Annotated in this window: 21 protein-coding genes, 1 tRNA gene, 1 rRNA gene and 1 riboswitch (1 of these 24 cut by a window edge); of the genes, 12 read left to right on the forward strand and 11 right to left on the reverse strand. The window is 55.8% G+C overall.

Features of this window, described 5'->3' with window-relative positions; translation table 11 throughout:
* The first annotated feature begins 33 nt into the window (after positions 1-33).
* Positions 34-840 (forward strand): SDR family oxidoreductase, encoded by an 807-nt coding sequence (locus K3729_03670; GenBank protein ID UWQ99902.1) that lies wholly within the window; start codon positions 34-36, stop codon positions 838-840.
* Positions 841-845: 5 nt separating this feature from the next.
* Here K3729_03670 and K3729_03675 read toward each other — a convergent pair whose 3' ends face one another.
* Positions 846-1,229, reverse strand: coding sequence for a hypothetical protein (locus K3729_03675; GenBank protein UWQ99903.1), 384 nt, complete (start codon positions 1,227-1,229; stop codon positions 846-848).
* A gap of 115 nt (positions 1,230-1,344) precedes the next feature.
* On the opposite strand from K3729_03675, the gene hemF reads away from it, so the two are divergent.
* Complete coding sequence (gene hemF / locus K3729_03680; GenBank protein UWQ99904.1) at positions 1,345-2,235, forward strand: oxygen-dependent coproporphyrinogen oxidase; 891 nt, start codon at positions 1,345-1,347, stop codon at positions 2,233-2,235.
* Positions 2,236-2,312: 77 nt separating this feature from the next.
* Here the strand turns inward: hemF and K3729_03685 are convergent, their stop codons facing one another.
* On the reverse strand, positions 2,313-2,693 hold the full coding sequence (locus K3729_03685) for a hypothetical protein (GenBank protein ID UWQ99905.1): 381 nt from the start codon (positions 2,691-2,693) through the stop codon (positions 2,313-2,315).
* Positions 2,694-2,743: 50 nt separating this feature from the next.
* Positions 2,744-3,778, reverse strand: a complete 1,035-nt coding sequence (gene hemE, locus K3729_03690) for a uroporphyrinogen decarboxylase (protein ID UWQ99906.1) — start codon at positions 3,776-3,778, stop codon at positions 2,744-2,746.
* A gap of 94 nt (positions 3,779-3,872) precedes the next feature.
* Between hemE and hemC the strand changes: the two genes are divergently transcribed.
* On the forward strand, positions 3,873-4,814 hold the full coding sequence (hemC, locus tag K3729_03695; GenBank protein ID UWQ99907.1) for a hydroxymethylbilane synthase: 942 nt from the start codon (positions 3,873-3,875) through the stop codon (positions 4,812-4,814).
* Here hemC and K3729_03700 read toward each other — a convergent pair.
* The 3 genes from K3729_03700 to K3729_03710 all read right to left on the reverse strand — a co-directional run bounded on the left by K3729_03700 (position 4,811) and on the right by K3729_03710 (position 7,682).
* Entirely contained in the window at positions 4,811-6,010 is a 1,200-nt protein-coding gene (locus tag K3729_03700; GenBank protein UWQ99908.1) for an MFS transporter, read from the reverse strand. The genes hemC and K3729_03700 overlap by 4 nt on opposite strands.
* A 1-nt stretch (position 6,011) precedes the next feature.
* Positions 6,012-7,421, reverse strand: coding sequence for an FAD-binding oxidoreductase (locus tag K3729_03705; GenBank protein ID UWQ99909.1), 1,410 nt, complete (start codon positions 7,419-7,421; stop codon positions 6,012-6,014).
* A 184-nt stretch (positions 7,422-7,605) separates the two neighbouring features.
* Positions 7,606-7,682, reverse strand: a tRNA-Met gene (locus tag K3729_03710).
* Positions 7,683-7,799: 117 nt separating this feature from the next.
* On the opposite strand from K3729_03710, the gene K3729_03715 reads away from it, so the two are divergent.
* The 4 genes from K3729_03715 to K3729_03730 all read left to right on the forward strand — a co-directional run bounded on the left by K3729_03715 (position 7,800) and on the right by K3729_03730 (position 14,117).
* Positions 7,800-11,375: a hydantoinase B/oxoprolinase family protein gene (locus K3729_03715; GenBank protein UWQ99910.1), complete on the forward strand. Its 3,576-nt coding sequence runs from the start codon at positions 7,800-7,802 to the stop codon at positions 11,373-11,375.
* A 161-nt stretch (positions 11,376-11,536) separates the two neighbouring features.
* Positions 11,537-11,629: riboswitch (glycine riboswitch) on the forward strand.
* A 32-nt stretch (positions 11,630-11,661) separates the two neighbouring features.
* Entirely contained in the window at positions 11,662-12,912 is a 1,251-nt protein-coding gene (locus K3729_03720; GenBank protein ID UWQ99911.1) for a D-amino acid dehydrogenase, read from the forward strand.
* 40 nt (positions 12,913-12,952) lie between these two features.
* Positions 12,953-13,843, forward strand: coding sequence for an SPFH/Band 7/PHB domain protein (locus tag K3729_03725; protein ID UWQ99912.1), 891 nt, complete (start codon positions 12,953-12,955; stop codon positions 13,841-13,843).
* Between the two features lies 1 nt (position 13,844).
* Complete coding sequence (locus tag K3729_03730) at positions 13,845-14,117, forward strand: hypothetical protein (protein UWQ99913.1); 273 nt, start codon at positions 13,845-13,847, stop codon at positions 14,115-14,117.
* Between the two features lie 127 nt (positions 14,118-14,244).
* Here the strand turns inward: K3729_03730 and K3729_03735 are convergent, their stop codons facing one another.
* The 3 genes from K3729_03735 to pyrF all read right to left on the reverse strand — a co-directional run bounded on the left by K3729_03735 (position 14,245) and on the right by pyrF (position 15,584).
* Entirely contained in the window at positions 14,245-14,454 is a 210-nt protein-coding gene (locus K3729_03735; protein UWQ99914.1) for an orotidine 5'-phosphate decarboxylase, read from the reverse strand.
* 63 nt (positions 14,455-14,517) lie between these two features.
* On the reverse strand, positions 14,518-14,700 hold the full coding sequence (locus K3729_03740; protein ID UWQ99915.1) for an orotidine 5'-phosphate decarboxylase: 183 nt from the start codon (positions 14,698-14,700) through the stop codon (positions 14,518-14,520).
* Positions 14,701-14,858: 158 nt separating this feature from the next.
* Entirely contained in the window at positions 14,859-15,584 is a 726-nt protein-coding gene (gene pyrF, locus K3729_03745) for an orotidine-5'-phosphate decarboxylase (protein ID UWQ99916.1), read from the reverse strand.
* Between the two features lie 551 nt (positions 15,585-16,135).
* On the opposite strand from pyrF, the gene clpB reads away from it, so the two are divergent.
* The gene (clpB, locus tag K3729_03750) at positions 16,136-18,748 is read left to right on the forward strand and encodes an ATP-dependent chaperone ClpB (GenBank protein UWQ99917.1); all 2,613 of its coding nucleotides are present in this window, start codon (positions 16,136-16,138) and stop codon (positions 18,746-18,748) included.
* A gap of 42 nt (positions 18,749-18,790) precedes the next feature.
* On the opposite strand, the gene K3729_03755 is transcribed toward clpB, so the two are convergent.
* Positions 18,791-19,336, reverse strand: a complete 546-nt coding sequence (locus K3729_03755) for a hypothetical protein (GenBank protein UWQ99918.1) — start codon at positions 19,334-19,336, stop codon at positions 18,791-18,793.
* A 79-nt stretch (positions 19,337-19,415) separates the two neighbouring features.
* Between K3729_03755 and K3729_03760 the strand changes: the two genes are divergently transcribed.
* Positions 19,416-19,991 (forward strand): Crp/Fnr family transcriptional regulator, encoded by a 576-nt coding sequence (locus tag K3729_03760; GenBank protein ID UWQ99919.1) that lies wholly within the window; start codon positions 19,416-19,418, stop codon positions 19,989-19,991.
* Between the two features lie 75 nt (positions 19,992-20,066).
* On the opposite strand, the gene K3729_03765 is transcribed toward K3729_03760, so the two are convergent.
* Positions 20,067-20,543, reverse strand: coding sequence for a fasciclin domain-containing protein (locus tag K3729_03765; GenBank protein UWQ99920.1), 477 nt, complete (start codon positions 20,541-20,543; stop codon positions 20,067-20,069).
* Positions 20,544-20,843: 300 nt separating this feature from the next.
* On the opposite strand from K3729_03765, the gene msrP reads away from it, so the two are divergent.
* The 3 genes from msrP to K3729_03780 all read left to right on the forward strand — a co-directional run.
* A complete protein-coding gene (gene msrP, locus K3729_03770; protein ID UWQ99921.1) occupies positions 20,844-21,752 on the forward strand; it encodes a protein-methionine-sulfoxide reductase catalytic subunit MsrP in 909 nt (302 codons plus the stop codon).
* Positions 21,753-21,771: 19 nt separating this feature from the next.
* Entirely contained in the window at positions 21,772-22,374 is a 603-nt protein-coding gene (gene msrQ, locus K3729_03775; GenBank protein UWQ99922.1) for a protein-methionine-sulfoxide reductase heme-binding subunit MsrQ, read from the forward strand.
* Positions 22,375-23,041: 667 nt separating this feature from the next.
* A 16S ribosomal RNA gene (locus tag K3729_03780) occupies positions 23,042-23,097 on the forward strand (it continues 1,407 nt past the right edge of the window).

Genomic DNA, 23,097 nt, shown 5'->3' on the forward strand with positions numbered 1-23,097 from the left:
TGATGGCCTGTCGGGCCTGACGGAGTTAAACCCATGTCCTTTTCGATTGAAGGCAAAACCGCGATTGTGACGGGGGCCGCAAATGGTGTTGGCCTCGCAATTGGGAAACATTTCCTAATGAAAGGCGCAAACGTCGTCTTTGCCGATATGGACGAAGAACGTCTGAAAGCTGAAATTAGCGATTATGCCGATGATGATAGCAATGCGCGCATCTTTGCGGGCGACCTGCGCCAAAAACTGACGATTGCGAACCTGTTGTCAGCGACAATCGATTCTTTCGAACGTGTCGATATCCTTGTGAACGCGTCGCGGCAGGTATTGTTGTCTGATCCGCTAAGCGTGGATGACACGTCGGTTGAAGACTTGATCGATCAGAACCTGATGACGGCCCTGCGTTTGACCCAAGCTGTCGCCCGCCGGATGATCAAACAAGCGAAAGACGCCGACGATGATGCTTATGTCGGGTCTATCGTGAACCTCAGCTCTATTGCCGCGCGGCGAACACATCCTGATTTGCTGGCGTATTCGGTGAGTTCAGCTGCCCTTGATCAAATGACGCGGTCAATGGCCGTGGCGCTTGCGTCGAAACGCATTCGTGTGAACGCGGTAGCGTTCGGGTCGGTGATGAGTGCGAGCCTGAAAGGCACGTTGCGCGAACATGACGAAATGCGCGACGCGATTGTGGACAACACACCATTGCACCGGATCGCCAGCCCGAATGAAGTCGCGGATGCGGTGCAGTATTTGGCGTCAGATGCTGCCGGTTTCGTGACCGGTCAAGTCATCACGGTTGACGGTGGCCGGACCCTGATTGATCCGGCAGCGGTGTCTGCACACTAAGCGATTTATTCAGGGAAACGCGCGATACACTGCGCGATCCCTGCTTGTGCGTTCGAGATGTTCTGCATCTGACGCTGTTCAAGCGATGTCAGCTTGGCCCGTTCCGCATTCAGATCAATCGCGATCGGGACAGTCCGCGTCCGCGTTTCTGTCTTGTCACAACGGAAGCTGAACTTCGTGCCGTCTTCATTCTTGCCGACGCAATTGGCACGGCGGGTGCGCACGTCTTGCCGTTCCTCAACTGCAAACCCGCGCGACAGATTGGCGCGCGTTTCGGCGATCAGCGCATCAAGAACGCGGACTTCGCGGTTCACTTCGTCCAGACAGGCTTCGCGCGGGGTCGCGCAAGCGGTTAGCAACAGCGGAACAATAAAAAGGGCGGCACGCATTAGTATTTCCTTCGTTTTCCGTCCACAGGGGTTGATCTGTATCAAGGGTCTGTGGTCCGCTTCATGACATGGTATAGCACAGAATGTTATGCAATATCAGACCAAAGGAAGATGCATGTCAGACGAGATGATTACCGAAAAAGAAACCGCTGCGGCATGGTTTCGGACATTGCGCGACGATATCGTCGCATCCTTTGAGAATTTGGAAGACACACTGGCGTCCGGGCCAACGGCGGATATGCTTGCGGGCCGATTCGAGGTGAAGGAAACAAAGCGGACTGCCGATGATGGTGGCGACGCAGGCGGTGGCCTGATGTCCGTGATGCGCGGTGGGCGCGTGTTTGAAAAAGTCGGCGTCAACGTTTCAACGGTTTACGGCACATTGGGTGAAGCTGCGCAAAAAGCGATGGCCGCCCGTGGTGTGCCCGGCATGGACACTGATCCGCGGTTTTGGGCATCAGGCATTTCGTTGGTCGCGCATATGCAAAACCCGCACGCCCCAGCGGTGCATATGAACACGCGGATGTTCTGGACCCCACATGCGTGGTGGTTTGGCGGCGGTTCTGATTTGAACCCTTGCTTGGAATACGACGAAGACACAGCGCATTTTCATGCCACCCAAAAGGATCACCTTGATCCGCACGGCACTGATTTGTACCCGTCGTTGAAAGAATGGGCGGACGAATATTTCTACATTCCGCACCGGAAACGTGCGCGGGGCGTGGGCGGCATCTTTATGGATGATCGCAACACGGGCGACTGGGCCAAGGATTTTGCGCTGACCCAAGATATTGGTCGGGCGTTCTTACCGGCCTATGTGCCGTTGATTGAAAAGCGGCGCGACACGGTGTGGTCAGAGGCCGATAAGGATGCACAATTGGTGCATCGGGGGCTCTACGCCGAATACAACCTCGTCTATGATCGCGGGACAAAGTTCGGCCTGGCGACAGGGCATGACGCGGATGCCGTTTTGATGAGCCTGCCGCCATTGGCTAAGTGGGTTTGATCCAAAGGCGCTTTTTTGCGGATGATCGGATTGGGGGCCAGCCCCCAAACCCCCGAGATATTTAGGACCAAAAGAAGCTAGTTCACGCGTGCGCTGATCCGTTTGGCGCCCGTGTGTTCAGGCTGCGACGTGTTTTGGATTGGCGCGCCATTGGCTGCGATTTGCACGGCGAGTTGGAATTCACTGCCTGAAACGCCAGAGCCTGACCGTGCCGCGATCCGTTCAAAGGTTTTTTCGGACGCGACCAATAGCAAAAGCTTTGCCATCCGGTAGTGCCGCAGACCTTCTGCCTCGACCGTTGCATTTACAGGCAGATCGAGGCGCGCAATTTCGGATTGGGACGGCGGTAACACGATGATCCATGTGACCGCGACAACGACGATACCGTATAATGCGGATCTGATACCGCCGATGATCAGGCGAATGCGCAAAAAGATACGGCGGAGTGCGGCAAGCATATCGGGACCTCATTTTTGTGGTCCCGATTTTGCGTTTCAATGCGGCGGTTCTATGACGCCCGTAGGGTATCAATCATCAACTGCACGTTCTCAGGATCCGCATCTGGTGTGATCCCATGACCGAGGTTGAAGATGTGCGGCCCGTTCGCGAAAGCCTTTTTGATCCGTTTGACTTCGTCGATTAGGTCCTGACCTCCCGTCACCATATGCGACGATTTCAGGTTACCTTGGGTACAACCGCCTGTTTGCAGGTTTGCCGCTGCCCATTCTGCCGTCACGCCGTCATCCACCGCAATGCAATCTGCGCCGGTCGCTGCGTGCAGACCAACGTAACGTTCGCCTGCGCCGCGTGGGAACGCGATAATCGGAACATCTGGGTGGCGTGCCTTGAGCGCTGCGATGATCTTTTGCGTCGGTTTGATCGCGTAATTGACGAAATCATCCCCCTGCAACGATCCGGCCCAGCTATCAAAAAGCTTCACAACTTCGGCACCTGCGTCGATTTGCATCGAAAGGTATTCGATAGTGGATGCGGTCAGCAGGTCGATGATGCCTTCGAACGTCGCTTTGTCACTGTCTTTCAGTGCGTGTGCTGGTCCTTGATCTGGCGTGCCTTTGCCCGCGATCATGTATGTCGCAACGGTCCACGGTGCGCCGGCGAAACCGATCAGGGTTGTCTCAGACGGCAATTCGCGCGACAGGATGCGCACAGTTTCGTAGATCGGCGCCAGATGTTCGTGGATCGCATCTGCTGGTTTCAGCTTTGCCAAACCGGATGGATCGGTGATTGTGGATAGGCGTGGTCCTTCGCCGGTGACAAACCACAGATCAGCGCCAAGTGCTTGAGGTAAAAGCAAAATATCAGCAAACAGGATGGACGCATCAAAGCCGTAGCGCCGGATCGGCTGCAATGTGACCTCTGCCGCCAATTCCGAATTATAACATAGCGATAGGAAGTCACCGGCCTGCGCCCGCGTCGCCCGATATTCCGGCAAATACCGTCCTGCTTGGCGCATCATCCAGATCGGCGGCGTCTCAAGTGTTTCGCCTGCCAATGCACGCAGGATGGTTTTTTGTTTGGTCATAAAAGGCGTCCTTTTGATCTTCTTTTTGGTCCCAACTCGGGCCGCTGATGTCAAGGGAGTTGTCAGGCTAAGTTGACAGGTCTACACAACGTTTATGACATTGAATTTGCCGACCCCCGCCCAGCCTTTCAACATCGGAACCCGTGGTTCACCGCTTGCTTTGGCGCAAGCGTACGAGACGCGCAAGCGCTTGATGACGGCATTTGATTTGCCGGAAGCTGCATTTGAAATTTGCGTGATCAAAGTGACGGGTGACATCATCCAGGATCGGGCTTTGAAGGAGATCGGCGGCAAAGGTCTTTTCACCAAAGAGATCGAAGAGGCCCTGCTTGACGGGTCGATTGATATCGCTGTGCATTCGATGAAAGACATGCCTGTTTTGCAGCCTGATGGGTTGGTATTGGACACATATCTGCCGCGCGAAGATGTCCGCGATGCGTTTATTTCGAACAGCTGTACTGGTTTGGCGGGTTTGGCGCAGGGTGCCACTGTCGGCACGTCTTCATTGCGCCGTCGTGCGCAATTGCTGGCCCGCCGTCCTGACCTGAATGTCGTTGAGTTCCGCGGGAACGTTCAAACGCGCCTGAAAAAGCTGGGTGATGGTGTGGCAGAAGCGACGTTTCTTGCGATGGCTGGCCTCAACCGTTTGCACATGGATGACGTGCCGAAGACAGCCATTGCGCCTGAAGATATGCTGCCCGCCGTCGCCCAAGGTGCCATCGGGATTGAACGGCGTGGCGACGACAACCGCGCGGCTGAAATGCTGGCCGCGTTGCATGACACGCCTACCGGTCAACGGTTAGCGGCCGAACGTGCGTTTCTTGAGGCGCTGGATGGATCGTGTGAAACGCCAATTGGTGCTTTGGCCGATCTTGACGGGGGCACATTGCGCCTACGCGGTGAAATCCTGCGTCCAGATGGATCAGAGGTTCTGAACGACGACGCGACTGCGCCTATCGAAGATGGTGCTGCCCTTGGTCGTGAAATGGCTGCAAAGCTGCTTGCGAAGGCCGGTCCTGGATTTATGGATCACTAGCTGCGTTGCGCGCGATCGAGATACAATAGCATGATTGTCCCGAGAATGATCATCGCAGCCCCCATGAACGCCGCCAATGTGTAACCACTGATCGCGGCCCCGACTGCGAAAATCACTGCGGCCAAACCTTCGGACACCAATCGTTGCAAGGCCACCAGCGATGATCCAGCACCCGCGCGTGCACCCAGCAAATCTTGCAGATAGCTGATCGACAATCCGTAAAGCAGCCCGCCCCCGATTGCGATTGGCAGGATCAACAGCCAGACCGTGTTGTAAGGCGCAAGCACCGGCAGCAGTGCCATGAAGATCGCGTAAAAGACACCACCAGCCGCGATGATATGCAATCGACGGAACCGTTGCGCCAACATGCCAACGCAAAGCATCACGACAATCTCCAACGCAACAAACAGACCAAAGAAGATGCCGACGTCGCCAGTTGTTCGCCCGTCTGTTTGCGTGAAGACCAACGCGAGGATGACGCCCATCAGGGTTGATCCCGAATGGATTGCTCCCATCCAGAAAATAGGCCACACGATCCGACCCGCGAGCAGTTCTTTGACAGAGGCCAAGAACCCGAGGCCCGATTTCTGTTCGATCCATGGCGCATCCGCATCATCGGGCCAACGCAACCAGATCAAGGTAATGAACCACAAGCTGACTGCGAATAGCGCAGGGTAAAGTGCCGTTAAGGGAACGCCCCAGTCGAAAATGATGCCCCAAGCGGGCAGAACAACCACGAAAGGCACGGCAAACAACGCCCGAATGACAGATGTCACGCCGTCCCGTTCGGCGGTTGGCCAATCAGCGGTATAAAGTCGCGTAATCGCGAATAGCTGACCGAGGATCGTGGCGGATATGGGCAGTAACACAACGTGGGCGATCACAAATGCAAGCTGGCTATCACCGATCCAGCCCAGCCCAGTGCCTGTGACCGTGCCAAGCCCGGCTAATAAGGCCATCGGTTTTCGGCTCGGTCGTTGGTCCGTAATGATCCCGACCCAAATTGCGGCAGCAACAGATATCGCAAGGGACGCCACCAAGACGACGGCATAGGCCGCGTCGGATAGGCCGAACACTGAAATACCAAGCAGGGATTTGTACGGCTCGAATGAGGCCGCAAAGACGCCAAACAGCATCGTCGCCGCCCCGATCATGCGTAAGACCGGGTCGCGCCAAATGATCAGGATTTGGGACATGTTAGCTTGGGATCACCTTGCCGGGGTTCATTATGCCTTTTGGGTCAAGGGCGGTCTTGATGGACCGCATAACGTCAAGCGCGACAGGGTCTTTGCGCCTGCGCATCGTGTCCAGTTTCGATTTGCCGACGCCATGTTCGGCGCTGAACGACCCGCCGAATTCCTGCACTGCGTCTTCAACGGCTTCGACCATCGCCAGCATGACATCAGGGTCATTACGGCGCGGATAAGCGGTGTGGTGGATGTTGCCGTCGCCCAAATGGGACACGATGATTTCATGGACGTCTGGGTCAAGCGCTTGCAACCGTTTGGTGATGGACCGCAACGCAGGGCCAACGGCGCTAAGGGGGACCGCGATATCGGTGTTCACGCAAAGACCCGGATCGAACAGGATTTCGCCAGCGGCTTCGCGGCGCTCCCACATTTCGCGGCGTTGGGCTTCGTTCTGCGCGACAACGGCGTCTAGGACGCGACCGTCTTCGAACATCGCACCCAATGTGTTTTCTAAAAGGGCGACGACAGGAACCGTGCCGTCTTCTGCTGGTGTCGCATCTTTGGGAGACGTGGCCCCAACTTCGATCATGACATTGACGTCGTATTGATCGTCGAAAGGTTCGCGCGGGTTCTTGCCCCTTTCGAGATGCCGTTCAATGTAAGGGCGCGGCATATATTCGAACGCCTCAACAGCGCCACCAGTTGCGTCTTGGACGTGATTAAGCAGGGCCAGGCCGTCTTCAATCGTCGGAACCGCGACCATGGCAGTTGCGTAGGCTTTGGGTTTTGGAAACAGCTTCATGACGGCGGCTGTGATGACACCCAAAGTTCCTTCCGCGCCGATGACAAGATTGCGCAGGTTCAGACCGGAGTTATCTTTATGCAGTTCGCTCATCAGGTTCATGATGCGCCCGTCGGCTAACACAACTTCGACGCCCAGACATAAATCGCGGGTGTTCCCGTAGCGCAAAACATTCGACCCACCTGCGTTGGTAGACAAGGCCCCGCCAATCATCGCACTGCCGCGGGCGCCAAACGTCAGCGGAAAGATCAGATCGTGGGCGTCTGCGGCGTCATGCATCGCTGACAGGATCACACCGGCCTCGACCGTCATGGACCGCGCATCAGGGTCAACTTTGCGGACAGCGTTCAGCCGATCAACCGACAACATGATCGCGCCGTTGTTCGACGTGGCCCCGGTCAGGCCGGTGTTGCCGGACACCGGAACAACCGAAAAATCCGCGGCATTGGCGATCCGTAGAATTGCGGCGACCTCTGCTGTTGATCCAGGTCGGACGACGACAGCGGGTTTCAGTTCGTAATCACCTGTCCAGTCGCTTTGCCATTTTTCGGTGTCATCGCCGGTTAGGACATAATCTGCACCGATTGCATCCTTCAGATCGTTCAAAATTGCCATGACGTTCCCCCAGGCAGTGTCTCGGCACGACGCTAGCGACGGAGCCGAACCGAGGAAAGCCCTGCGCAATTCTTTTGGTCATAAATATCTCGGGGGCTTGGGGGCTGGCCCCCAATCGACACATCGTCACCGGACGAACTCAAATCTGTCTCGTCTATTGGGGTAATAATATGGGGTGGTGTTGTGGTGGCGTGGGGGAGACTTGAACTCCCGACCTATCGATTATGAGTCGATCGCTCTAACCAACTGAGCTACCGCGCCAACGAGGGACCGATTACGCAATGCGCCCGAGGGTGTCAAACCGATTCTGACATTGTTCTGCGCTTTCCTTACGACGCACTGCCCCCTACAACAATTTCAAAGCAAATGGGGGCCAGTATGACAGCCAAACAATGGGAATTCTGGATTGATCGTGGTGGCACCTTTACGGATGTCGTGGCGCAAGCCCCTGATGGTCAGATCAAGACCCATAAATTGCTGTCCGAAAACCCCGAACGCTATGTCGATGCGGCTGTGCAGGGCATCAAAGACCTAATGGGTACCAATACGCCTGAAGCAGGATCGATTCGCGCGGTGAAGATGGGGACGACTGTTGCAACCAATGCGCTGTTGGAACGCAAAGGCGAAGACGTGTTGCTGCTGATCACCAAAGGATTCGGTGATCTTTTACAGATTGGCTATCAAAACCGACCCAAGCTGTTCGATCTTGAGATTAAACGCCCTGAACTGCTGTACCAGACTGTCGCTGAAATCCCTGAGCGGTTGGATGCAGGTGGCGGTGTTGTTATGCCGATTGATCTGGATGCTGTGCGTGGTGCGTTGCAAGCGGCGTTCGACGATGGGCTGCGGGCTGTCGCGATTGCGTTTCTGCACGGTTACCTGAACCCTGTGCATGAAGATGCGGCGACGGATATTGCCCGTGAAATCGGATTCACCCAAATCTCGACCAGTTATGCCACATCGCGGCTGGCGAAACTTGTGTCCCGTGGCGATACGACTGTGGTGGATGCTTACCTATCTCCGATCTTACGTCGTTATGTGGATCAGGTCGCAGGGGCGCTTGATGTTGGCCGCGTCTGTGGGCGGTTGTTGTTCATGCAATCCTCGGGCGGTCTGACCGATGCGTCGCTGTTCCAAGGTAAGGATGCGATTCTGTCGGGGCCTGCTGGCGGGATCGTCGGTATGGTGAAAACGGCTGAACTCGCTGGGCATGAAAAGCTGATCGGCTTCGACATGGGCGGCACATCCACAGACGTCAGTCACTATGCGGGCAACTATGAACGTAGTTTCGAGACCGAAGTCGCAGGTGTGCGCATGCGCGCCCCGATGATGGATATTCATACGGTGGCTGCGGGCGGTGGGTCGATCTGTACCTTCCGCGATGGTCGTTTTCAGGTCGGACCGGAAAGCGCGGGCGCCGATCCGGGGCCTGCCTGTTACCGCCGTGGCGGTCCGCTGACCGTGACCGATTGCAACGTGATGCTGGGCAAACTGTCGCCGGATCATTTCCCTGCCGTGTTTGGTCCCAAGGGTGATCAGCCGCTGGATCGCGATGCTGTGGTGGCAAGGTTCGCTGACCTCATCGAAACGGTCACGCAAGAGACTGGAGAGAACCCCGGCACAGCCGAGGAAATCGCACGTGGTTTCCTGCGGATTGCCGTTGATAACATGGCCAACGCGATCAAGAAAATCTCGGTGCAGCGCGGACATGATGTGACGGGCTATACGCTGCAATGTTTCGGCGGTGCGGGTGGTCAACATGCGTGTCTGGTCGCTGATGCGCTGGGCATGAGCCGCGTTTTTGTCCACCCCCACGCAGGCGTTTTGTCCGCCTTCGGGATGGGATTGGCTGAAATCAGGGCCTTGCGTGAGGTGCAATTGGATGTGCCGCTTGAGGATACTGCCGCCGCAAAGACTGCTTTGACCGCGCTACGTGACGAAGCAGAGGCTGAAGTCCGCAATCAAGGTGTGTCCGACATCACGACCGAGGCGCGCGCGCATCTGCGGTATGACGGATCGCACCAACCGCTTGAGGTGCCGTTTGACACCCCCGCCGCGATGCAAGCCGCGTTCGAGGCCGCGCACCAACAACGTTTCGGTTTCACATCGCCAGAACGCGCTATTGTCTTTGATATGATCAGTGCAGAGGCGATTGGTGGTGCTGTCACGCCGCCTGCGCCTGTCGTGTCTGGCAGCATGACTGCGGACCCGATTGCCCACACGCCTGTGGCTTTTGATACGCAGATTGATGTGCCGCTTTATGATCGCACGACGCTTGGTGTTGGCGCGAAAATCCAAGGCCCCGCGATTGTGTTGGAACCGACTGGGACCAATATGATCGAACCCGGCTGGTTCGGTGCAATTGATGATGCTGGCAACCTGATCTTGACCCGTGAAGGGGCCGCACATCGTCCGCCTGCCGCTGGCACGAAGGCCGACCCGATCGTGCTAGAGGTCATGTCGAACCTGTTCATGTCTGTCGCGGATCAGATGGGGGCCACGCTTGCGAATACGTCTTGGTCGGTGAACATCAAGGAACGGCTCGATTTTTCTTGTGCGATTTTCGATGCGAACGGTGATCTGGTGGCGAACGCACCGCATGTGCCTGTGCATCTTGGGTCAATGTCTGACAGTATTAAAACCGTGATGCGTCTGAACCCTGACGCGGCAGAGGGCGACGCATATATGCTGAATTCGCCCTACAACGGCGGGACGCATTTGCCGGATGTGACTGTTGTGACGCCTGTGTTTGTGGATGGGAAGGCTGCGTTCTGGCTCGGCTCTCGGGGCCACCACGCTGATATCGGTGGGCGCACACCGGGGTCGGGACCGCCTGACAGCACACATATCGAAGACGAAGGCGTGCTGATTGATAACGTGCAGCTTGTGCGCGGCGGGCGGTTGTTGGCGGATGAGGCAGAGGCCGTGCTTGCATCGGGGAAATACCCCTGCCGTAACATCCCGCAAAACATGGCTGATCTGAAAGCCCAAGTTGCGGCGAACGAGACAGGCCGTCAGGCGCTGCTGAAAGTCTGCGAAACCTATGGGCCGGACGTTGTGACCGCCTACATGGGCCACGTGCAGGATAACGCTGCCGAATCCGTGCGGCGCGTGATTGATACGCTTGAAGGCGGCTCATTTGACTACGCGATGGACGAGGGCCAGCACATCAAGGTCAACGTGACTGTTGACCAAGCCAACCGCCACGCCACCGTCGATTTCACAGGCACCAGTGCGCAGCATAGCGGCAATTACAACGCGCCGTTTGCGGTTTGTCGTGCTGTGGTGCTGTATGTGTTCCGCACGTTGGTTGGCAGCAATATCCCATTGAACGAAGGGTGTTTAGAGCCGATCACGATCATCACGCCAGAGGGAACGATGCTGAACCCGAGCTACCCAGCAGCGGTGATCGCGGGCAATACCGAAGTGTCGCAAGCCGCATGCAACGCGCTTTACGGGGCGCTGGGCACGATGGCCTGTTCGCAGGCGACGATGAACAACTTCATCTGGGGCAACGACGATTTCCAGAACTATGAAACTATTGCAGGTGGGACCGGGGCCGGGCCGGGTTTCCAAGGGTGCGACGCAGTGCAAACCCATATGACAAACACGCTAATGACGGACCCCGAGATTTTGGAAAAACGGTTCCCGGTGCGGCTGGATACTTTTGGGATCAGGGAAGGGTCCGGTGGAGCGGGGCAATATCGCGGCGGGCATGGATCGCTGCGGGAATTGACGTTCCTGACGCCCGTGACCGTGACGACGCTGTGTTCGCACCGGGTCGTGCCGCCGTTCGGGGCGAACGATGGCGGAGATGCCTTGCCGGGTGAGAACAGCGCACGGATGCCGGACGGGACAGTTGTTGCGTTGAAAGGGAACGACGAGATTGAGCTGCCTGCGGAGGCGACGTTTATTTTGAAATCACCGGGCGGCGGCGGCTGGGGGGCTGCATAGGCTATCGCGCATTTTCACATGATTATGAGTTGAATTCATTTGATCGGAACGTAAGTTTCCGATACGAAACCCGCATGACGTCCGCACCGGGAGAGCCGGTTGGGTCCGTCGCCGAAGGAGCAACCGCCCCGGTCACTCTCAGGCAAATGGACCGGTGCAGGGCATAACACGCCGAAGAGAGACCTTAGATGGTCCGCCGAAGGAGCAAGCCCAGATTGGGTGAATCTCTCAGGTCCACAGACGGCGGGGGCACGACGCGACAGCGTCCAATGGCGGAGATTTTGCCATGCCTCATATTGCGATCCTTGGTGCCGGTGTCACTGGTGTCACCACTGCTTATTCCCTTCACAAACGTGGCTTCGACGTCACCGTCTATGACCGCCAGCGTTATGCTGCGATGGAAACCAGCTTTGCCAATGGCGGTCAGTTATCTGCGTCGAACGCCGAAGTTTGGAACCAATGGTCCACGGTCCTGAAAGGGATCAAATGGATGTTGCAGGCCGACGCGCCGCTGTCCGTGAATCCGATGCCGCAGTGGCACAAAATCTCTTGGATGGCGGAATTTCTGGGCAATATCCCGCGCTACAAGTCGAACACGATTGCGACAACCAAACTGGCCGTCGCCGCACGCGCTGGGCTGGCCGAGATGGCGGATCACACTGGTGTTGATTTCGATTTCACGCCTGCGGGTATCCTGCATTTTTATAAGACTCAGAAAGACCTAGATCACGCGCGGCGCGTGAATGGATTGCTGGCGCAGGGTGGTTTGACACGAACGGAACTGACACCGGACGAAGTATTGGCGAAAGAACCAACGCTGCGCGGTGATATCCTTGGCGGGTTCTGGACTGAAAGCGATAGCACAGGCGACATTCATAAATTCACTGTTGGTTTGGCGGATTGGCTGAAGCGGCAAGGTGTGACGTTCAAGCTAGGCCATGCGGTCACGGACGTGCGTTCAGACGCCGAAGCGGTGACGATTCGTGCGCAGGGTGAAGACCGTTTTGACGGTGTGGTTGTGACCGCAGGTGTCGGATCACGTGCGATTGCGAAAAAACTTGGCGACCGTGTGAATGTCTATCCTGTGAAGGGCTATTCGATCACGGTGAATCTGCCGGATGCGGTATCGCAGGCCGGTGCGCCGAATGTGTCGTTGCTGGATGATAAGGCCAAGATCGTGACATCGCGGTTGGGCGTTGACCGGTTCCGCGTTGCAGGAACGGCTGAGTTTAACGGCGAAAACCGTGACATTCGCGCTGACCGCGTGCGGCCATTGACCGAATGGGTCGAAACGCACTTCCCCGATATCAGCACCGAAAGTGTTGTGCCGTGGGCGGGCCTGCGTCCGATGATGCCAAACATGATGCCGCGTGTGGGGCGTGGGCGGTCTGAGCGCGTGTTTTACAACACGGGTCACGGCCACCTTGGTTGGACGTTAAGTGCTGCTACCGCGGACCTGATTGGTGGGACCGTTGCGGATGCGTTTCAGAAGCCACAGATCGACACAACCCTTAGTGGTGAATTGAAAATGGGCTGACGAATGCCTATGTGGATACCAATTACAAAAGGGTATCCACATGTCATTTGAAGACGTTGTTCTTGGTTTATTGGGCGAAAATATTGTTTTTGTCTTGCTGGCGATCTTTATCGTCGTCTGCATTCTTGCTGGCGTGCGGATCGTGCCGCAGTCTGAAAAGTTTGTTGTAGAGCGGCTGGGACGTCTGCGGTCCGTGCTTGGGCCAGGCATCAACTTTATCGTGCCTTTTCTGGACCGCGTGCGTCACAAAGTCAGCGTTCTGGAACGCCAGTTGCCCGCGATGACGCAGGACGCGATCACGTCTGACAACGTGTTGGTCCAGGTCGAAACATCCGTGTTTTACCGGATCATCGAGCCAGAAAAGACAGTTTACCGTATCCGCGATGTGGATGCCGCGATTTCCACAACAGTCGCAGGGATCGTGCGGTCAGAAATTGGCCGGATGGAGCTGGATCAGGTGCAAGCAAACCGTGCCACATTGATTGACGCGGTGCGTGCGCAGGTTGCCCAACAGGTTGATGATTGGGGTATCGAAGTGACGCGTGCCGAAATTCTGGACGTGAACCTTGATGCGGCGACCCGCGCGGCGATGTTGCAGCAGTTGAACGCTGAACGTGCACGTCGCGCGCAGGTGACCGAAGCTGAAGGCCTGAAACGTGCGGTCGAATTGCAGGCGGATGCGGATCTTTATGCCGCTGATCAGGCCGCAAAAGCACGCCGCTTGAGCGCGGATGCCGAAGCATATGCAACCCAAGTGGTTGCTGTGGCGATTGCCGAAAACGGGCTGGAAGCGGCCCAGTATCAGGTCGCGCTGAAACAGGTCGAAGCGTTGAACGCGCTGGGTGCTGGTGAGGGCAAGCAGACGATCGTACTGCCAGCCAACGCGCTAGAGGCATTCGGTAACGCGTTTAGTATGTTGAAAGGGAAGTAACATGTTGCATGAACAATGGTGGGTTTGGATGTCGGCAGCGCTGTTGTTGGCAACTGCCGAAGTGATCATTCCCGGTTACATCTTCTTGGGCTTCGCGATGGGCGCATTTGTCGTCGGTGGGCTGCTGTTGGTCGGGTTGGCTGGGCTCAGCTTGCCTATTACGCTGGTCGTTTTCGCTGCCTTGTCGCTAGCCGCCTATCTTGGTTTGCGCTGGATGTTTGGTTTGAAAACTGGACAGGCCACGTTTTTCGACACGGATATCAACGACAACTAATCCCGACGCCGTTTCCCGAAAAAAAGCCCGACGCGTTAAGCGCCGGGCAGGGGATGGTCGTACCGTGGGAGGCAGCTTTGCGAGGGGGACAGGGCAAAAGCTATCGGTCGACCGGCAGGGTAAACTTTTAGATGTGGGACATCAGGTCTGGGCTTGTGTCTGACATCCGCATCGCACGGCGTTTCAGGCCGTCACGAACTTGGTCCATATCCATCGTCACCGGACCAGCAACAGAACACGGGTAGCGGAATGTCGATGTGCCGCGCGCGATATCTACGCGGGCCTCAAAGGCACCTGCTGTTGCGTTGTAACGTACGTCTCCGAGGCTAATGTTCATGGTCTTTTTCCTTCGTGGGGGCCGCAAGGTGCGGCAATCGTGAGTGGTGGGAAGAACTGTGGATCAGTGTGTCGCGGCTTTGTGGGCTGCTTGGCGATACAGGTTCGCATTGATGATCTTGGGGCTTAGGGAGGTTGGCCCGAAGACGGTCAGTGGAAACCGAAGGCGGCGATCGTTCTGAACAACATCAACAGATGCTTCAAAGGCACGAAGCCGCTCATTATACCGTAGGTCTCTGATCTGCATTTGACTCTTCCTTGTCATTGCTTGTGCTAACAACTTAGGAATCGCAAAAAGGTTCCGAAAGGGGCGTCACGCCGACGTGAATCGGCGTGATTTTTCGAAATCGCATTGAAATATATGGATTTTATTGTGCGTCGAGTTGGCGTGACGCGCGCCGTATCTTAGTGATTTGGCGATTCAGCCTGCGGTGATGCCATCTCGGATAGAATCGATTGTGTCGCTTCCAACGGGTTTTCGGCACGCCATACCGGGCGACCAACAACCACGTGGTCTGCGCCGTTTGCGATAGCCTGTGCAGGGGTTGTGACCCGTTTTTGATCGCCAAGGTCGGCGCCAACAGGGCGTACACCAGGTGTCACGATCAGTTTACCAGCAGCCTGCGGAAGGCCGCGGATCAGCCCTGCTTCTTGTGGCGATGAAATAACGCCGTCAGCGCCAGCTTCCATCGCGCGGCCGGCACGTTCTTGCACCAAATCGGGGATTAATCCGTCTTTGAACATGGCCCCATTCAGGTCATCACGGTCCAAAGAGGTCAGAATTGTTACAGCGAGGATCTTTAGATCGGTGCCTGCAGCGCCTTCTTTGGCTGCTTTGACCACGTAAGGATCGCCATGCACGGTCAGGAAATCGAGATCGTATTGTGCGATTCCCCGCACCGCCGCTTCGACCGTTGCGCCGATGTCGAAGAATTTCATGTCCAGAAAGATGCGTTTGCCGCGTTCCTGCTTCAGTTCGTTCGCAAGGGCCAGACCGCCGCCGGTCAACATGCCCAGACCGATTTTGTAAAAGCTGACGCTGTCGCCCAGTTGATCCGCCAACTGCAGGCCCGCAACCACGTTTGGCACATCCATTGCAACAATCAGGCGGTCATCAGCGGGCAGGGTCATCGGGCTATCCTTCATCTGGTTTTCCAGCGATTGAAGCAAAAGGCCCGAATGGTCAACGTTTTGGCCTGAATTAGTGGGTTCCAAACGAAAAAGGTGCAGTCCCTTGGGAAGGACCGCACCTTTCGTACATTAACCGCCGTAATCGTTACTAATGGCCACCCAACATGGGAACAGGCCAAACTATTAATCTACGCCGCTCTGCTTTGACCGTTTTGATCGGCCTTTCGCAGCTCAGAGGCTTGATCTGCAAACAACTGCCGCACCATTTCTGGCGTGAGAGGGAAAATGCGTCGCGGGGTCGACGCGTCTTTGTGTTGGCAGGTGTTGGACATGATCTCGTTCTCCTGCAACCAATATGGGGAAAACGACTGGCGGATGTCATGGGAAAGGTCACGACGCATTCCCCCTTGAATCGAAACTGCCCCATTTTTCGCCGTGAAATCTTGTAAGCTGCGTGTTTCCTCCCCATCTTAATTGTGAGGCCCAAACAGGGGTGTGCCGCGATGTCGGGCACTTCAAATGTCAGGGCGCTTATTAGAGGAGATTACCCCATGAACCTTGACAAGTTCACAGAGCGGTCGCGCGGCTTTGTTCAGGCTGCACAGACTATTGCAATGCGTGAAAGCCATCAGCGGCTGACACCTGAACACCTACTCAAAGCCTTGATGGACGACGGCGAAGGCCTTGCTGCGAACCTGATCAACAAATCGGGTGCGGATGCGGCTGTAGTACGTCAGTCCGTTGACACGGCTGTGTCCAAGATTGCCGCCGTCAGTGGCGACACTGGACAAGTATACATAGACACCACCACCGGCAAAATTCTGGCCGAGGCTGAAAAGCTGGCCGAAAAGGCGGGCGATAGCTTTGTGACTGTCGAACGGCTGTTGATGGCGCTGGTGATGATCAAATCGAAAGCCAAGGATGCGCTTGATGCGGGCGGCGTTGATGCGAAAGCGTTGAACGCGACGATCAATGACATCCGTAAAGGCCGCACAGCTGATAGTGCGTCTGCCGAAGATGGGTTTGACGCGCTGAACAAATACGCCCGCGATCTGACAGAGGCGGCCAGCGAAGGTAAGATTGACCCGATCATCGGTCGCGACGAAGAGATACGTCGGTCGATGCAGGTTCTGTCGCGCCGGACCAAGAATAACCCAGTGCTGATCGGTGAACCCGGCGTTGGTAAAACAGCGATTGCCGAGGGGCTTGCCCTGCGGATCGTCAATGGCGACGTGCCCGAAAGCCTGCGTAACAAACGTCTGATGTCTTTGGACATGGGCGCGTTGATTGCTGGTGCAAAGTATCGTGGTGAATTTGAAGAACGCCTTAAGGCGGTTTTGAAAGAGATCGAAACAGCCGCTGGCGAAATCATCCTTTTCATTGACGAGATGCACACGCTTGTTGGTGCCGGTAAGGCGGACGGCGCGATGGATGCGGCCAACCTGATCAAACCTGCGCTGGCCCGTGGCGAACTGCACTGTATCGGTGCGACGACCCTCGATGAATATCGCAAGTACGTGGAAAAAGACGCGGCCCTTGCGCGTCGTTTCCAGCCTTTGATCGTCGAAGAACCAACCGTCGAAGACACGGTATCGATCCTGCGTGGTATTAAAGAGAAGTACGAACTGCACCACGGTGTGCGGATTTCGGACAGTTCTTTGGTGGCGGCGGCGACATTGTCGCATCGGTATATCACGGATCGGTTCTTGCCGGATAAGGCCATTGATTTGGTCGATGAGGCCGCGTCGCGGTTGCGGATGGAAGTCGATTCCAAGCCCGAAGAACTGGACGCGCTTGATCGTCAGATCATGCAGCTACAGATCGAAGCGATGGCCTTGGAAAAAGAAGACGACGCCGCATCCGTGGACCGTCTTGAAAAGCTGCAAAAGGAACTGGCTGATCTGCAGGACCGCGCGTCAGAGATGACGGCGAAATGGCAGGCTGAACGGGACAAGCTGGAAGGCACCCGTGAGGTCAAGGAACAGCTGGATCGTGCACGGGCCGAACTGGATATCGCGAAGCGTGAAGGTAACTTGGCCAAGGCCGGAGAACTGTCATATGGCGTGATCCCTGATCTGGAACGCAAGTTGTCGGAAACCGAAGCCGCTGAAGACATGATGGTCGAAGAGGCCGTGCGCCCTGAGCAAATCGCGCAGGTTGTCGAACGCTGGACCGGCATTCCAACGTCGAAGATGCTGGAAGGTGAACGTGACAAGCTGTTGCGCATGGAAGACGAACTTGGTCGTCGCGTGATTGGTCAACGTCAGGCTGTGACGGCTGTCGCCAATGCCGTGCGTCGGTCGCGTGCTGGTCTGAATGATGAAGATCGCCCGCTTGGGTCGTTCCTATTCCTTGGACCAACGGGTGTCGGTAAAACGGAGCTTACCAAAGCGGTTGCCGAATATCTGTTCGACGACGATAGCGCGATGGTGCGGATCGATATGTCCGAGTTCATGGAAAAGCATGCGGTGGCCCGCCTGATTGGTGCGCCTCCGGGATATGTTGGCTATGACGAAGGCGGTGTTCTGACCGAAGCTGTGCGGCGGCGTCCGTATCAGGTTGTCCTGTTCGACGAAGTCGAAAAGGCGCATCCGGATGTGTTCAACGTGTTGTTGCAGGTTCTGGATGACGGGATGCTGACTGATGGTCAGGGCCGGACTGTGGACTTTAAGCAGACGCTGATCATTCTGACGTCGAACCTTGGGGCGCAGGCCTTGTCGCAGTTGCCCGATGGGGCAGACGCGGCAGATGCGAAACGGAACGTGATGGACGCGGTGCGTGCGCATTTCCGGCCTGAATTCCTGAACCGTCTCGACGAGACGATCATCTTTGATCGGCTGGCACGTGAAGACATGGCGGGCATCGTCGAAATCCAGATGCGGCGTTTGCACAAGCGTCTTGCATCGCGGAACATCACGTTGTCGCTGGATGAAGGCGCGCTGAAGTGGCTCGCCGACGAAGGCTACGATCCGGTGTTTGGTGCGCGTCCTTTGAAGCGTGTGATCCAACGCGCCTTACAGGACCAACTGGCCGAGATGATCTTGGCTGGTGATGTGCTGGATGGATCGGATGTATCGGTCAGTGCTGGTACGGATGGGTTGATCGTGGGGGACCGTGTGTCGCCGACAGGACGACCCAAACCGGATGACGCTGTCGTTCACTAAGACAAAAACGGCCCCCACGTGGGGCCGTTTTCATTTTGCGGGTTAAAGAAATTTCGGTTTTCTGCTGAGGCCCGCAATGCCGCCGATCGCTATGACTACACACACCGCCATTGTCGTGGCGATGGATTTCAGCACCGTGGCGGTGCTTGTCGCAAAAACCAGTGTGGTCGATACGTCGGGCCATCCCCATATCATCGCGACGATGCCAAGGTTTTCAGCATAATCGAATAGGGCGCATGCGACGGACAGGATGATGCCGTAACGGATCAGCCCATCGTTGGCGATACGGCGTCCCAGCCGGATGATCGTGGCTATCAATGTCGCGGCAAGCACGGCTGGGTAAACTGTATCGAGCGGGATTTGCCGCGTTAGATAATAGTGCCGCCCATCCGGACCGAGCCCGTCCAACAAATGCGCGGCGGCGATGAGGTCGTAGCCAAAGGGGCGCATGTCGAACGGGATGTACCCCGAAATGGCTTCGATATGGGCCAGTGTTATATTGATCATCACAAGGTAAATGAAAGCACCAATCAGGCCAAAGCCAATTGCTGCGATGCCGATATGTGTGGTGCGATTGCGTGTCGTCATTTGGTAAACTCCTTTATTTGTGCCAGATATGGCCCGCGGACACGACAGGCCGCATTATCATTTGATAAGGTTTGCTAAGATGGATTTACGGACGTTTCTGGTGCAGTCCGATGCTTTAGCTGATGTGGCTGTCGCGGATCGCTTTGCTGCAAATTGGACGACGACGCGTCTGGGCAACGGTGCGCACATCACCCGTCAGGAAGATCCGGCAAACGACGAATACATCTTGCTGGACGGCAGTCTTGTCAGCCGGATTTGCGATCCTGAGGGGAAAGAGGTCTGTGTCGGGTTTTACGTTGGGCCGACCGTCGTCACGCCGAACATCGCGCGGACGAGAAACGGCATGTCGCTGGTTTCGATCTCAGCTACGTCGGAGGCGGTCATTGCACAGATCAACAGTGATCGGCTGACAGAGTTGATGATTTCATCAGAACCGATACGCAACTGGGCCAATGGTGTGTTGCGCGCGGCGCTTAGTCAGAAAGCAGATCGGGAATGGTGCCTTGCGGCACTTGGTGGTGCAGATAGATTGCATTGGTTTCGCGAAACATATCCGGGATTCGAGAATACTTTCACGCACACGCTGATCGCATCCTTTTTAGGGATGACGCCTGTTACGTTCAGCCGATTGCGGTCCGACGATAAGAGACCCTAACGCGACAGGCGACCTTGTAAGGGATGGACCCCGCGTTTCCGCGAGGTCCGAATGCACATAGCATTACTGCTGGATTTAGCTTGGTGGCAGGATCACCGCGTCCAACACGTGAATGACGCCGTTGGATGCTTCGACGTCTGCCGCCACAACGTTGGCATCGTTTACTGTCACGCCGCCTTCGGTGCCGATTGTGATCTCTGCGCCGTTCACGGTTGCGGCCGTCATGCCGTCGGACAGATCAGTCGACATCACTTTACCTGCGACAACGTGGTACGTCAGAATGCCGGCCAATGCTTCTGGATCGGCGAGCAGTGCTTCGACTGTACCCTCTGGCAGTGCGGCGAAGGCTTCATCTGTTGGGGCGAATACGGTAAATGGACCTTCGCCTTTCAGCGTATCAACCAGACCTGCGGCCTCAACAGCCGCGACGAGTGTTGTGAAGGAACCGTTGGCGACGGCTGTGTCAACGATGTCCATGGAATGACCATCAGCGAAGGCCGCTGTGGACAATGTGGCTGCAGTTGCTGTTGCAATAAATGTTCTACGAAGCATTTGATTTCTCCCATTCAGGTTGCTGCCGTTGTTGGCAATACAAACTCTTACGGGGCAAAATCCGGTTGGATCATGCGGGGAATACTGCCGATGGGTTTGACTTCGGATGCGGCTCGCCTAAGCCAGAGCCGTCTGCGTTTTCCAGTCACACTTGTGTGAATTTTCGTGATCTGTGCGCGATAGATCCGGCTGAAATATCCATATGTTTCAGGAATTGGCGGCAATGTGAGACATGTTGCCTAACAATCGTCGTATATACCCCCAATTAAGATGCAACACGCATGATCATCGGAGACACGCATGGCTTATCGCTGGACCAACGACCTGACCCACACGGATGTGACGCCAAAGGCGGCATTCCTTAACCGCCGTCAAATTCTGGCAGGCACAGTCGGGCTGGGCGCGATTGGTCTGGTTGGCACATCTGCCCAAGCCGCTGGTGAAGACCTGACGCCAAACACGCTCGAAGAAATCACGAGCTACAATAACTACTATGAATTCGGGACCGGCAAAGAAGACCCAGCGCAGAACGCCCATCAGCTTGATACGGCAGACTGGAAGATCACTATCGACGGTATGGTCGATAATCCGGGCGAATATGCTTTGGCCGATCTGATGGACGGTTTGGATGTTGAAGAGCGTATCTATCGTTTCCGCTGTGTTGAAGCATGGTCCATGGTCGTGCCGTGGAACGGTGTCGAACTTGCGGACATTCTGAATAAGGCGGGCGTGCAGTCGTCAGTGAAATACGTGGCCTTTGAAACTGTGGTGCAGCCCGAGAACATGATCGGAGTACAGCGCGGTGTTCTCGACTTCCCATATGTCGAAGGTTTGCGTCTGGACGAGGCGATGCATCCGCTGACCTTGATGGCGACGGGAATCTACGGCGAACCAATTGCAAACCAGAACGGGGCGCCAATCCGTTTGGTTGTCCCGTGGAAGTACGGCTTTAAATCAATCAAATCCATCGTCCGCATGACCCTGACAGATCAGGAACCGCCAACCAGCTGGAACAAGGCCAACGCGCGTGAATACGGTTTCTATTCCAACGTGAACCCAGAGGTCAGCCACCCGCGCTGGTCACAGGCATCCGAACGTAAGATCGGCGGCGGCTTATTCGCAGCGCGTCAGGACACCTTGATGTTCAACGGCTACGAAGAAGAGGTCGCCAGCCTTTACGAAGGCATGGACCTGTCCGAGAAATTCTAAAGACCCGAAAGCGACCCAGATGATCGATACTTTGAACACCACACTCCGCCGCATTCCTGCATGGACTATATACATAGTCGGTGCTGCGTGGGCTGCGTGGCTGTTCTATCTGGGTCTGACGGGTGGGCTAGGGCCGGAACCGATCAACGCGTTGGAACGTGAATACGGTGACGTTGGCCTGAAGTTGCTGATAGCCGGACTGGCCGTGACGCCATTGCGTAAATACGCGGGCCTTAATCTGCTGAAGTTCCGCCGTGCGCTGGGTGTGACCACCTTTTTCTATATCGTCGCACACTTCAGCGTTTGGGCTTTCTTGGACGTGCAGTCTTTCGCCCGTGTGTGGGAAGAGATCGTGAAGCGGCCTTATGTGACGGTTGGTATGTTGTCCTTCGTGATGATGATTCCACTGGCCGTGACATCCAACAACATGTCGCTGCGCAAAATGGGCGGGGCGGCATGGCGCAAGTTGCACAAGCTGACTTATCCAATCGCTGTATTGGGGGCGATCCACTACCTATGGCTGGTGAAAGGCTTTCAAATCGAACCGATCATCTACCTTATGGTGATCCTCGGACTGCTCGCGGCGCGAATCCAATGGGCCAAACGCACGGTTCCAGCCTGAATTCATATTTCATGCGTACAAAAGAGGCCGTGGACCAATGCGATTCACGGCCTTTTTGTTTGTTGGGGCATGGGCATAAGGCCAGCCGATCAACATATCAGGGTTAATGGTCTGCTTTAGGCTAATGAAATTGCATTGCGACCCAAGGTCCGCGAACGGAAATTGCGCTAAAGGTCTAAAAACACGGTAAAATTCAGAAATTCACAAAAACTTTGCAAAAGGTCAAAAAACTGCTTGCGGCTCTCGGGAGGTAACACTAAAAGCCCCCTTACCGGAGACGCAGTGATGCAGACACGGGGCGGCGGACGGAGCGGATTGCTTCTGAAGTTGGGAAAATTCCGAAGGTACTGATGGCGGGGCGCGCCGAAGAGATTGGGCGCACACTGTTATTTTTGTCTTCAACGCTTTTTGACAATAGAATAGAACTGAAGAGATATGTGGGCGGTTTGGCCTCGTTCGATGGATCAAACGTCTGTATATCGCGCTCATAGTTATCAATCTTATGATTGGTTGCGATGATTGAGTGTCAGCTTCACTGTTTGTACGGCTTTCGGTAACTTTGGTTACCAAAGCATATCAAACAGAGAGAACGTCACATATTCCTAGCCGGGTATGTGATGTGATGTGCAGAGGTTCGAACGTCAAGGATAAGCGCGTAAGTGCTTTTCAACTTGAGAGTTTGATCCTGGCTCAGAACGAACGCTGGCGGCACGCCTAACACAT

This window comes from Rhodobacteraceae bacterium S2214, from assembly GCA_025141675.1.
Classification (GTDB): domain Bacteria; phylum Pseudomonadota; class Alphaproteobacteria; order Rhodobacterales; family Rhodobacteraceae; genus Yoonia.